Source organism: Sphingobacterium sp. 18053, assembly GCF_902706145.1.
GTDB classification, from domain to species: Bacteria; Bacteroidota; Bacteroidia; order Sphingobacteriales; family Sphingobacteriaceae; genus Sphingobacterium; species Sphingobacterium paramultivorum.
Genome location: NZ_CACSJW010000004.1, coordinates 304411 through 318251 on the forward strand (window position 1 = coordinate 304411; position 13841 = coordinate 318251).

6 protein-coding genes and 1 tRNA gene are annotated in these 13841 nt (G+C 40.2%); 5 read left to right on the forward strand and 2 right to left on the reverse strand.

All coding sequences use genetic code 11. From position 1 onward, the window contains the following. Window position 1: 1 nt before the first annotated feature. From GVK91_RS11165 to GVK91_RS11185, 5 genes are all read left to right on the forward strand, one after another. A complete protein-coding gene (locus GVK91_RS11165; RefSeq protein ID WP_159728742.1) occupies window positions 2-3628 on the forward strand; it encodes a 1-acyl-sn-glycerol-3-phosphate acyltransferase in 3627 nt (1208 codons plus the stop codon). Continuing rightward, window positions 3621-5162 (forward strand): NAD(P)/FAD-dependent oxidoreductase, encoded by a 1542-nt coding sequence (locus GVK91_RS11170; protein WP_159728744.1) that lies wholly within the window; start codon window positions 3621-3623, stop codon window positions 5160-5162. Before GVK91_RS11165 ends, GVK91_RS11170 begins: the two co-directional genes overlap by 8 nt. Next, entirely contained in the window at window positions 5116-6783 is a 1668-nt protein-coding gene (locus GVK91_RS11175; RefSeq protein ID WP_200845596.1) for a C45 family autoproteolytic acyltransferase/hydolase, read from the forward strand. The genes GVK91_RS11170 and GVK91_RS11175 overlap by 47 nt, the downstream gene beginning before the upstream one ends. Further along, window positions 6780-8069 carry a phenylacetate--CoA ligase family protein gene (locus GVK91_RS11180; RefSeq protein WP_159728748.1) on the forward strand — a complete coding sequence of 430 codons (1290 nt, stop codon included), beginning with the start codon at window positions 6780-6782 and terminating at the stop codon, window positions 8067-8069. Before GVK91_RS11175 ends, GVK91_RS11180 begins: the two co-directional genes overlap by 4 nt. Before the next feature lie 201 nt (window positions 8070-8270). Next, window positions 8271-8342, forward strand: a tRNA-Arg gene (locus GVK91_RS11185). Between the two features lie 350 nt (window positions 8343-8692). Here GVK91_RS11185 and GVK91_RS11190 read toward each other — a convergent pair. Both GVK91_RS11190 and GVK91_RS11195 read right to left on the reverse strand, forming a co-directional pair. Continuing rightward, window positions 8693-10255 (reverse strand): SusD/RagB family nutrient-binding outer membrane lipoprotein, encoded by a 1563-nt coding sequence (locus GVK91_RS11190; protein WP_159728750.1) that lies wholly within the window; start codon window positions 10253-10255, stop codon window positions 8693-8695. A gap of 63 nt (window positions 10256-10318) precedes the next feature. Beyond that, on the reverse strand, window positions 10319-13477 hold the full coding sequence (locus GVK91_RS11195; protein WP_159728752.1) for a SusC/RagA family TonB-linked outer membrane protein: 3159 nt from the start codon (window positions 13475-13477) through the stop codon (window positions 10319-10321). Between the last annotated feature and the right edge of the window lie 364 nt (window positions 13478-13841).

Sequence of the window (13841 nt, forward strand, 5' to 3'; positions counted from 1 at the left end):
TATGCAGCATTATTTTTATCAGCTTTATCTATTTTTCAAGAAGAAACCTTATATCGCCTGGTTAGTTGCCCTGCTCTTTTTGGTCGCAACAGGATATTTCGCGCTAAAACTAAAATTTGAAGAAGATATTACACGGATTATACCTCAAAATGAACGGACAAATGAGGTTGCCAAAATATTGACCCAACTTAAATTTTCGGATAAAATAAGTGTCATTATTGAACGGGAAAAAGATGCTTCAATTGACGATATGGTTGAAATGGCTAATTCCTTTTCCGATAGCATCGTATCGCTTGCCCCCTACTATCATAGTATACAAGGGCAAATTAGTGATGCGGAAATGGAAAGTACCATGCAGTTTGTATACCAGCATTTGCCGACATTATTGGACGAGAACGATTACAAAACCATAGCAAGCTACCTGCCAGGTGATAGCATAGCGCAAGTAATTGAAGCCAATTATGCTGCATTAATTTCGCCTACGAGTATCGTTGCAAAATCTTTTATACAACGAGATCCCCTAGGGATTGGCTTTATGGCGCTTAAAAAATTCCAAAAGCTCAGTATTGCCGGCGATTTTCAACTTTACAATGGCTACATTATTACAAAAGATTCAAGCAAGCTGTTATTGTTTATTAATCCCAAATATTCAGGCTCGGAAACAGCGCATAATGCGATTTTCGTCGACAGGCTTGACAAAATGAAAAGTGAGTTAAACGAGGTCTACTTAAAAAAAACAAAACTTAGCTACTTCGGATCATCTTTGGTTGCTGTCGCCAATGCAAAGCAAATCAAAACAGATATCCAAACGACCATCCTTATTTCGATGAGTTTATTGATGCTTATTTTGATTCTCTTTTACAAGAAAGTGCAAATTCCGGTCATCATCTTTGTTCCCTCGCTTTTTGGGGCTTTACTAGCGCTCGCATTTCTTTATTTTCTGCGGGGTACAATATCTGCTATTTCAATCTCCATTGCTGCAGTATTAATTGGCATTACCATAGATTATGCGCTGCATATCATGACGCATTTCAAGCAAACTCAGGATATCAAACACCTCTACAAAGAAATCACTAAGCCAATCTTGATGAGTGCGGGCACTACAGCTGTATCTTTTCTTTGCCTGCTCTTCGTCAATTCGGAGGCTTTAAAGGATTTGGGAATATTTGCGTTCATTGCCATCCTATTCTCGGGAGTATTCTCTTTGATTCTTATCCCACATATCTATAAACCGAATATAAAAACCTCGGATGATAAAAACCATCTCATCGATCGGATTTCCGCATTCAGTTTTGAAAGGAATAAACCCTTACAAATATTCAGCTACCTGTTGTTGATAGTGAGCTTGTTTACCTTTTGGAAAGTCGGATTCAACAAAGATTTATCTGCACTAAATTTCTTCCCAAAAGAACTGCAAGAAGCCGAATACAAACTTGAAAATTCAGCACAACAGCAAAATAAGTCGCTATTTCTGATAAACTATGGTAACAATATCGACCAGGTTCTTTCAGCTAATTCTGTATTGTATAGCAGATTACAACAAGATACAGGCATGATCGCTATCAATTCCATTGGTGAAATTGTTCTATCGAAAAAGGATCAGGAGGCGAAAATTGCCCAGTGGAATTCCTTTTGGACAGATGTCCGTAAAACGGAAATCCGGGAGAATCTTATCCGTTCTAGCGCTGCTTTTGGTTTCAAACCAACTGCTTATCAAGCTTTCTTCTCCCTTTTGGATCAAAAATTTTCGACCGTCACATGGGATGATTATCAGAAACTCAACAATGGAATATTGAGCGAGTATATCAGTTCCAAAGATGGCTTTTTCACCGCAAATACCATTGTAAAAACGGCAGAAGGAAACCGGGAAAAATTGATTAAGCAGTTCAATAATGGCAGCACCGTTGTCATTGATCGCAAAGAAATGAATGAAACCTTTTTGGGACAGCTTGTCAATGACTTCAACACCTTGGTCAATTATAGCTTTGTAGCCATATTTGTTATTCTTTGGTTGTCATTTCGCCGCATCGAGCTGACATTGATAAGCATGGTACCTATTGTGTTAACAGGCTTGGTTACGGGGGGCCTCATGGGCCTGTTTCACCTCGAATTTAATATTTTCAGTACCATTGTCTGCACACTTGTATTCAGTCACGGTGTAGACTTTGCCATATTTATGACCGCAGCCCTGCAAAAAGAATACAGTACCGGCAAAGATGAAATGCCTACGTACCGCACGTCTATTCTGCTTGCCGTATTAACGACAATTTTAGCCATCGGTGCATTAATTTTCGCTAAACACCCGGCATTAAGGTCCATTTCAGCAGTTTCCCTACTCGGTGTTACAGCAGCGGTTTTAAACACTTTTGTTCTTTACCCGCTCGTTTTTAGGTTTGTATTTCGCCGCAGGCCTTCCCAAGGCTTATCTCCGCTTAGTTTGCGTCTGCGCTTGATTTCAGCGTTTTCGTTCAGCTACTATATCATCGGAAGTATGCTTTCAGGCCTTCTCTTTAGTTTGATCTCTAATAGAGCTTGGATGACACGCGTAATGTCTCGTTTTGGAGACTCTGTATTGAAGTCCAACCCTTTTGTCAAGAAACAGCAATTCAACGCGCACGACGAAGACTTCAAAAAACCCGCGATTATTATAGCCAATCACAATTCGCTATTAGATACACTTCTTATTGGGCGTTTATTGCCAAAGTGCGTATTTGTTACGAACGAATGGGTCTACAAATCACCGGTCTTTGGTCGTGTGGTTAGGCGTGCAGGCTTTTTAATGCTCGACGACGATTTAGAAAAATCGAAAAACATCTTAAAGCAACGTATCGATGCAGGGTATTCGATTGCGATTTTTCCAGAAGGAACGCGATCGGCAACAAATGATGTACAACGATTTCACAAAGGCGCATTCTATATTGCCGAACAGCTGCAGTTGGATATACTCCCTATTTATATACACGGTGCTGCCGATGTTTGTCCAAAAGGAGATTTTGTTATTTATGATGGAACACTCAGTACGGTCATAGGCGAAAGAATTCGACCTACCGACCAACAGTTTGGGGACAATTATTCTGCACGCTGTAAAACGATCAGTCGCTTATTCAAACAACAGTTCGCTGATATCAGAAAGCAATTTGAGGGTCCGACTTACTTTAGAGAAAAAATAAGCTTAAACTATCGGTATAAAGAAACGGAAATCGAAAAATTAAGCCTAAATGATTTTGACCTTCATCAAGAGTCTTATACAACCTGGAATAATTTCATTGCAGCAAATGCAAAAATTTTGCATATTGGAAACGATTTTGGTCATATTGATTTTTTGTTGACCATGCAACAGGCGCAGCGACAGGTAGAGACTTATATCCGTGATCCCGAAAAACGTGCTATTGCGGCCAATACGTATCTAAAGCATAAACGTAAATTGACTTATCTAAATCAGCCGACCGAAACCACATTGCGTTTCGATGTACTGATCTGGGGCAGTAACGATGAAAAGGTTGAAATCAGCGATTCGATACATACTATTGTATGTTATGATTTCCTAGAAAAGCCGCATTACATTGGTTTTGAAGAAGTATTTAAAGATCAATACAGTTGCGTATTAAAAAGAAGAACGAATGGATAAAGTCTACGATAGCGTCATCATTGGTTCAGGGCTAGGAGGCCTTGTTACCGCAGTTCTCCTTGCTAAATTTGGACGCAAAGTATGTGTCATTGAAAAAAACAATCAATATGGTGGCAATCTGCAGACTTTTGTGCGAGACAAAGAAATCTTAGACACAGGGGTACATTACATTGGTGGTTTGGGTGAAGGTGAAAATCTGTATAAATATTTTGAGTATTTGGGGATTATGAAGGATCTATCGATCCAACGCATGGGAATCGATGAATATGATCGAATTTCATTTGATGGAAATCCGATCAATTATCCACATGCACAAGGATATGAAAATTTTGTGCAGCAATTGCTGCATTACTTTCCTGAAGAAAAGCAGGCCTTAACCGTATATTGTGAGAAAATACAGGACATCTGTAATTCATTTCCCATGTATAATCTCCGCAAAAGTTTTGGATTCAATGAGGCTGTACTCGGTATTTCATTGAAGTCTTTTTTAGACGATTTGACCGATAACGAACTCCTTAAGGCTGTACTCGTCGGTTCGAACTTCCTTTATGTTGCCAAAGCAGAAAGTACACCACTCTATGTACATGCGCTTACCATAAACTCCTATATTCAGTCCGCTTGGCGTTGTGTAAACGGCGGTAGCCAAATTGCCAAGTTATTGATCCGCCAATTGCGCAAATATGGTGGTGACATCATCAAAAATAAAGAAGTCATTGCTGTAGAAATGGACGATCAGCTGATCAAAGCAGTACGCACCGATGACCAGGAGCTGATTTATGCAAAGGAATTTGTTTCGAATATCAATCTCCGGCATACCTTTGCCATGCTGCCTGAAAGATTTCAAAAGCAAGCTTATGTCAAGCGTATACAAGGCTTACCGTTGAGCCCTTCGGTTTTTTCCGTTTACATTGTTTGTAAAGAAGGTTATATCCCCTATCAAAATTATAATATTTACCATTATAAAAACATCGCTTCCGTTTGGTATAATCAGGAGCAATCTCCCTTAGTCGTTTCCATGAGCTGTAACAGCGAAAATCAACGCTATTGTAGCACGATGACCGTGATGTGTTATATGACTGCGGACGAAGTGCAACAGTGGAATGAGACTTTCAATCGGTCCATTATCCAGCAGTTAAGTAGCCGTGGTGAAGAGTATGAAGCCTTTAAAGCTGCGAAGGCTGCAGAAATTATCGAAGAACTCCAACAATTGTTTCCGAATATTAAAGCTGCCGCTCGATCTGTTCACACGTCCAGTCCATTAAGCTACCGTGATTTTATCGGGGCCGAGGAAGGTAATATGTATGGCTATTTGAAAGAATACAAGCATCCGTTGAATAGCTTAATTTCCACGAAGACAAAAGTTAAGAACTTGTTTCTGACAGGCCAAAATGTCAAGATGCACGGTGTATTGGGGGTTACAATTACAGCCTTCTCCTGTTGCTTAATGATGCTTGGAAAAGAATTTGAAGATGATCTATTTAAAGAGAATGATGAAAAAGTATTGGTTGGCGATTTGGATAGCATCACTATTTAGCTCTTGTGCGCTAAATGGCGCCCTGAAAGAAAAAGCTAAATTCGAACAGCAGACGATTCCGACATTAAGGTTGACCGACTCTACGGACAATTATCTCAGCATAGGCAGTAACTTCCTATTTCATAACGCACAAGGTTTATGGGAACTCTACGTCAGCGGTAACCCGATTGAACTCGGATTAAAAACGGGTATACTGACACAATCGCTTTATGCCTACCAAGAAAAGGCTTTCTTTTCTAAAATTCAAGAGTTTATCCCCTCTCAGCGCAAGCAGAAATGGATGATGAAATTGACTAAAGTCTATAATCGAAACATCCATAAATATATCCCGATAGCGTATAGAAAAGAGATTTTTGGATTGTCACGGTATGCTTCTCCTCGCTACGACTCCCTTATGGATCCCTATCAGCGGAATCTTTTTCTTCATGGGGCCCATGACTTGGGTCATGCTTTCCAGGACCTCGCTTTGGTTGGCTGTTCTTCCTTAGCAGCATGGGGACCAAAGTCTGCAGATGGCGAGCTCATTATCGGGCGAAATTTTGACTTTTATGCGGGCGACGATTTTAGTCACAACAAATTAATCACTATTGTGAAACCCGATTCTGGTTATTCATTTCTCTCCGTGGGCTGGGCAGGCATGATTGGTGTCGTCTCCGGCATGAACAGTGCTGGCCTGACAGTTACACTCAATGCAGGAAAATCGTCTATTCCTTGGGCCGCAAAAACGCCTATATCTATTGTTGCCCGAGAAATACTCCAATATGCCCGAAATTTTAAGGAAGCCATCGCCATTGCAAAAAAACATCCTATTTTTATTTCAGAATCACTTATGATCGGTTCTGCAGATGAAGACCGTGCCATCTTAATTGAGATGTCGCCACATAAATTTGCTGTTTTTGAATCAGACAATGCAAATTACTTGCTATGCACAAATCATTTTCAGAGCAGTACCTATCAATCCGATAAGCGCAATCAAAAACAGATTGAAGAAAGCCACAGTGTTTATCGACACCAACTGCTGACAGAGCAGTTGCAACAGCAGGATAAGCTTACTGCCCCTAAAGTTGCGGCTATACTAAGAGATCGCAATGGACTAAAAAATAAGGAAATAGGCTATGGCAATGAAAAGGCCTTAAATCAGCTCTTGGCTCATCATGGCGTCATTTTCCAACCCAAAAAACGCCTTGTATGGATCTCAGCCAACCCCTATCAGCTTGGGGAATTTGTCTGTTATGACTTAAATAAAATCTTCGACAACAAGGCACATCAGCCTGCTTCTACATTGGCCAATACAGCATTGAATATTCCTCAAGATACGTTTTTAAATAGTAAAGCCTACCGCGATTATGAGGAATACCGTAAACGAGATCGAATAATAGACCACAAACTGAAGTCTGACCAAGAAATTACTGAATCGGAATGGCAGGAATATCAAAAGCTCAATCCCCTGTTTTGGGCAGTCTATTACAAGAGAGGAACGTATTATTTTGAGCAAAAGCGCTATGACGAAGCACTAAAGCAATTGCAACAGGCCGACTCCTGCGAAGTGACCACTTTGGTTGACCGCAAAAAAATTGCTTCATATATTCATAAAATTGAAAAGAAAGGAGATAATCGATGATCCCAACGATAGAACAAGCCAGTCTTGAAGAAATAACCCATTATCAAGATGAAAAGCTAAGATATGTTTTAAACTATTTGAATACACATTCAACTTACTACAAACGTCTTTTTCAACGTGAAGGAGTTGACTTACAACGTATCCACGGTGTTCAGGATCTCCCCCTTCTGCCGACGACTTCCAAAGAACAGCTGCAGCAGTTTAACTGGGATTTTCTGTGCGTCCCCGAAGAGGAGATTGTCGACTTCTCCACAACTTCCGGTACACTGGGGACACCTGTTGTATTTGGATTAACGGACGCAGACCTGGAGCGTCTCGCTTATAATGAGATGATCTCCTTCCAACGGGTAGGTATTAAAAAAGGTGACCGGGTACAAATTATGACGACCCTGGATCGTCGTTTTATGGCCGGATTAGCCTACTTTCTTGGACTACGTAAAATTGGAGCCGGAATACTCCGTATTGGGGCTGGCATACCACAAATGCAATGGGATTCAATCCAACAGTTTAAACCCAAATTTCTTGTTGTCGTACCCTCCTTCCTGCTTAAAATGATTGCTTATGCCGAAGAACATAACATAGACTACAACAGTAGCTCTGTAAAGGTCGCCATTTGTATCGGTGAAAATCTCAGAACTGCGGAACTGCAGGACAACCAACTGGCAAAACGAATTCAGGAAAAATGGAATATTGCCCTCTACTCCACTTATGCCTCCACCGAAATGAGCTCAGCATTCACAGAATGTGAAGCTTTTGCCGGTGGTCACCAACATCCAGCATTAATCATTACTGAAATATTGGACGATAATGACCATCCTGTACCCGATGGTCAACTGGGAGAATTAGTTGTCACAACCTTAGGAATAGAGGCTATGCCCCTTTTGCGCTATAAAACTGGCGATATGGTCAGACGACATGCTGGCCCTTGCACATGTGGTCGGAACTCCTATAGAATAGGCCCTGTTGAAGGCCGGAAACAGCAGATGATTAAGTACAAGGGTACAACACTGTTTCCCCCGGCTATGTTTGATGTATTGGCCAGCTACACCGCAATTGAACATTATCAGATCGAGATCTCCAGCACTGCGGTCGGTACAGACGACATTCGGATTTTAATATCCTCCAAACAACAAAACAGCGCATTATTAAAAGAAATTAAAGATAGTTTTCAGGCGAAACTGCGCGTAATTCCCAATGTGGAGTTCGAACGCGAAGAAATTTTGATCAGCCGGATTTATAATCCGCTCAGCAGAAAACCCATTTATCTGGTGGATAAAAGGGAATAGTAAGTAGCCCACAGTACTACCATCCGAATGCTAAGCATTCATATACAAATCATTAGCCCCAGTGTAAAAAAACAGAGAATTGACGAGTGTGAAACATAAAAATGCTGACGACAAAAGGCATTAAAAATAGTCTGCTAAAAGATTGAATTTTATCGCAAAGATTATTTGTAAGATCTAGAAAATAGTATATCTTTGCGACACGTCCCCGTAGTTCAATGGATAGAATTTCAGATTCCGGTTCTGACGATATGAGTTCGAATCTCGTCGGGGACACATTTTAAAATAAGACCCACTTTAAACTGATTTAGAGTGGGTTTTTTCTAAAATTTTACTTCACAGTGCTTAAAACCACTTCGCAAAGTGAAAAATAGGAAAAAGCCCTTGCAATAGACCACAGCCCTATTTCGATACGTTTTTTTAGACCAACAATTGCGAACGTATTGCTCTCCAATCCCCATTTTAAGAAACAAAAAGCCTGCAGATACTTCACACTTCGCTATGGGTAATAAACAATTATGGCACTATACTATACTCAATTCAAAGACAAATAAAACCAAACTTTACAAAGTATATCTCCGCTGTATATAAAAAAGGGGTACTAAATTTAGTACCCCTCAATCTTATTATTGTTTATCCCACCATACACGGGATGTCATCTGATCTCCTTTATCCAGATTAGCTACAGCTTTCTGATAATTTGCAGCATTGACAGTAGACTCTTCAGTCGGGTAGGTAAAACGTCTAGGAATTGTTCCATTCGTAGCATTTCCTATATAGTTGACCTGCTTTAAGACTGGATACCCCGATCTTCTCCAATTGGCAAAAGACTCATATTCATCCGAAAACGTATTAATGTAATATTGAGTATTGATCTGCTCCAATGCTTTAGATTCACTAAAAGGATTCTGCGTTAAATAACGGGCAATGGCTGCATCATCGATACCTGTAATTCCAAATTGTGCAAACTGTTTCATCGCAGCCGTCACACCAGCTTCATAATAGGTTTTGGCCGAACCTGTAATCCATCCTCTAAAAGCTGCTTCGGCTAATAAAAGTTGATTTTCAGCATTTGTAACGAGAAACGTCGGAGCGTCTAAACGAGCGTAGGTATATCTGTTGGCTACAGAATACTTATTCATTGCCCCAGGATAAAGTGCATAATTTCCAATGAAGGTTGCACCTGTCGTGGTTTGATCATAACCATTTGGCATGCCCAATTGCTTGCTGACCGTCGTATCTCCTCTCGACCATCTCGAATCGTCTATTTTGATAGAAGGGTCTTCAACAACTGTTGCAAGAAACCTTAATCTTGGGTCATACGTATTTTTCAGTAAATTAATAAAAGACTCACTCATACGATACGCGTTTGGATCCTCGTGTACATAAATCTTTCCAAAAGGCTCAGCGCTATTATTGGCTGTCACTGCACCAGGGTGTAAAATCAAAGCGCTTTCATCGTTGCTGGCAAACAAGCCTCCGCTTACCGCAGCATTTACCCAAGTTTTTGCAATTTCAGGATTTACCTTAGAAAGACGCATGCCCAATCTTAGCATCAAGGAATACGCAAATTTTTGCCATTTGACAACATCACCCTTATAAATAATATCTGCTTGGCCTATTGTAGATGTCTTTCCATTTAAATTAGTCGCAGCTTCTTTGAGTTCTTTCAACATATCGAGATAGATGGATTCTTGCGTATCATACACAGGATACCCTTTCCCCTGATAGTAAGCTAGCCCCGCTTCCGAATAGGGCACATCACCATAAAGATCCGTTAGACGGTGAAACAACAATACGCGCATAATGCGTACCATCTGGTATTCCGGAAAAAAGTCTTGTTTATCCTTCCAGTTTTCCATAAGATCGACAACATCACGTACACCATTTGGATATAAACGATCCCAAAATGCCGAGTTGTATCCAGCGCTATAGGTATATTTGTCACCATTCCAGTAACTTTCAACCGAAGCCGTATGCTGAATCATGGTACTGATGTAAATCAGTCCATTTCTCCAAGCCTCATACTCCGTTCCATAACCGTATTGCTGCACATTCGTAAACAGCAATTTATAATCCATATTGTCTTTTCCTATTGCCTCGGGATCGACATTTAAGTCGCCAAAATTACTACATGAGGATAATCCGAATCCAAGCGCAGCAAGAAGATATAATAATTTCTTTTTCATTTTAATAGTTCTTTACCTTTTACTGATTTCTAAAATCTCTATCATTCTTTTAGGTTTTCGACCTTAGAATTTTAGATTTAAATTAAAACCTATATTACGTGTCATCGGATAACCGTTGAGTTCAAGCCCCTGTGCATTGCTATTATTATAAGCCGACTCTGGATCTATATTTGGTGTATTTTTGTGGATTGTCCATAAATTACGTCCAACCAGGGAAAGCGAAGCGGCCCGAAATGGTGTTTTGGACAACATCTGTTTGGGCAAACTATATCCAAAAGAAATTTCACGCAATTTGACAAAACCCGCGTCATAAACAAACTCCTCTGTAAAAGACTGATCAACCACATATTTCCAATAGGTTTGAGCATCAACAGCTGTCGTATTTGTTCCACCATTTAGGTTTACTCCCTTACCAACAATATTGCCTTCGCGCCCCTCAAGTGTTGCTTTATGTAAACCAGATCCGTATAGGTTTAGGTTGGTTCCTGAAAATATTTTTGCGCCTAACTTAACATCCAATAGCATTCCCAAGCTAAAGTTTTTATAGGTGAAATCGTTCCTAAAACCACCTGTAAAGCGATAAACACCGTTTCCAAGTACCTCTACCGCATCAGAACGAACAGGTAATCCTTTATCATCGAAAATGCGATTCCCCGAAGCGTCTGTTTTATATTTATAACCCACAATCTGACCATAAGGAAGGCCTACGATATTTTGCACAGAAGCATTTCCAGATCTTGATACCCCGCCCTCAAAATTCAAACTTTTCTGGTTGCCAAGGCTAAGAACCTTACTATCATTGAATGCAAAATTTACCGAACTTTTCCATTTAAAATCATTCGCACGGATAATATCACCATAAATTAAGACTTCAATCCCTTTATTTCGTAACTCACCGATGTTCTGAATTGCGACTGAATAACCTGACCCTGTACTTGTCGTTACGCGAACAATATCATCTTTGGTTGATTTTTGATAAACAGCAAGGTCGATCCCCATTCTGTTACCCCAAAATTCAAGATTTGTCCCAGCTTCCCATTCACTGATACGAACAGGTTTTAGATTAGCGTTAGGAACCACATCGTTGTTAATTGTTCCAACAGGCTGACTTTGTAACTCATAAGACAAAGTCCGATAAGCCAATGCGGTTTGATAAGCTTTTGTCCCATTTGAAGCCGCTGCTCTCGATAGTCTCAATTTACCCATATTTATCCAATCTGGAAGCTTAAGATGATCTGTAAACACATAACTTAAACTGACAGAAGGGTACAGATAACCGTTACTTTCGGGATTAAGTGTGGAATACCAATCGTTACGGGCCGAAAGATTCAAGAATAAAAAGTCTTTATAACCAAAATCGGCTGTTCCATAGATAGATCTCACCTGATATTCATCATATAATTTTTTGAAGGTACGTGTACCAGCAGCCACATTGCCTGTATTATATACACCATCTACGATAAATGGACGTATCCCACCGTCAGTGCCCCAGGTTTGGTTACGCGTTTTTTGGCTGTTTCCACCCACAGTTGCGGAGACTGAAAAGTCGCTCAACTTTTTCTTAAAACCTATTAAATAATTGAAATTGGTTTCTTCAAATTCCTTATTGTATTCATTGATGTAACCGTTAGGATCGGCAGAGGCTCCCTTTGGCTGCACCTGCTTAAAGGTTAGGTTGAAACCATCTCGAGTGGCGGCCCCCTGCACGTATAGCCAATCCGTTATGTCGTAGCGCAAATTAAAGCCTCCCGTAAGTCTTTTTTTGGTGGACTCGTTGAATTTTCTATATTGCAGAAAGTAAGGATTGTTAAAATAAACATTATTCCCTGGCTGCAGTTCTTTACCAAATTCATCAACGGCCGGCTCGAGCCAGCGAACATCATAGCTATTTGCCAGATATAAAAGACTGGCATTTGTATTTCCATTACCGTCCGAAAGATTAGCCCTATTATTCACAAACTCAAACATATAGTTGGCATTGATACCCAGCTGTACTTTTGGTGTGATTTTATAAGTTGTATTCAAATTTGCTCCGCGTTGATTCGACTTCGCATTAGGAAGGATAGATCCTTCATAAGCATTATTCAATCCAAGTCGGAAACTGGATTTTTCATCACTTCCACTAACTGCTAGAGAAGTTTGATTACTTAGCCCTTTTCGGTAAAAATTCTTCCAGTTATCGATAGGCGAATACGCATAACTGCTGCCAAATTTATTGACGGCTTGGCTGCCATCCATTTTTGCACCCCAACTTTGATTATACGTATCGTTAGCAGCGGCGGCAGTCGTGGGCTTAGTACCTTGTACACCTTGACCATAAATATCCTGAAAATCACGGTAATCATAAATGGTATTGACAGTCACATTGTTATTGAAATCGATACCGATCCCCTGTGCTCCTTTGCCTGATTTGGTTGTGATCATAATAACGCCATTTCCACCTCTATAGCCATATAGCGCAGAGGCAGCCGCACCTTTTAATACTTGAATATTTTCAATATCATCGGCATTAATACTGTTGAGTCCATCTCCCATATCCATGCCTCCGTATTGACCTGCGGAGCCTTGATTCTGGTTATCCAATGGAATACCGTCTACTACATATAGGGGCATATTGTTACCTGTCATGGAGGCATTTCCACGAATGACCACACGGCTACTTCCACCAAGTCCAGTTGCGTTTCCGGCTACACTCACACCTGCCACTTTTCCGCTTAGAGCATTCCCCAAATTCGGATCACGGGCGGTGGTAAATTGATCCCCTTTGACAGAGGTCGTTGAATAGCCTAAAGATTTCTTTTCCCGCATAATACCCAGTGCTGTCACTACAACCTCACCGATTTGGTTACTCGAAGCTGTAAGCTGGATGTTTACAGACTTGCTTTCGCCAACAGTAATCTCCTGATTGTCATAACCAACAAAGCGAGCCAATAGGATCTGTCCTGGCTTAGCTGCAATCGTATAACGCCCTGCTGCATCAGTCTGCGTTACTACAGTCGTTCCTTTAATTAAAACTGTTACACCACTAATTGGATTTCCCGTAGCGGCATCTTTAATTACCCCAGAAATGGATTGTTGAAAATTTAGGAAATTACTATTTCCCTTTAAAGCGCATAAGGCGGCCGCCGCTTGGACCTGTGTATAACTGGTCGCTAGAGCAACAAGCGGAATAATCCACTTTTTAGAAGCCGTCACCAGTTTGATTTTGTCAGAATACCACATAAGTTTAATAATGATAGATTAACTTGATTTATAATTCGTTTAAACCGGCAGTTTTTTTAAAATTGCAACCGGTTGCAATAGATTATTAGGCAAATAAATGTATTATTAATGATACATCAAAATATTAATTGTCAATTTTACGCTTTTAAAACCTTTTAGCTACGATTTTATTCAGCTCGTCGGCACTTGTATACCCTTATGTATCTCCGGATTAGCATGGTTGCTTCCGTCAAATTGCTGTATATCTAAACAGGCTTAAAAAATACAATTCATTGCCTATATAACCCTAAAAAAACCATTTTGTTTAACACGACAAAAAAACTCATAAAATAAAAACAAATCAGCTATTTAAAGTAAAACAGCC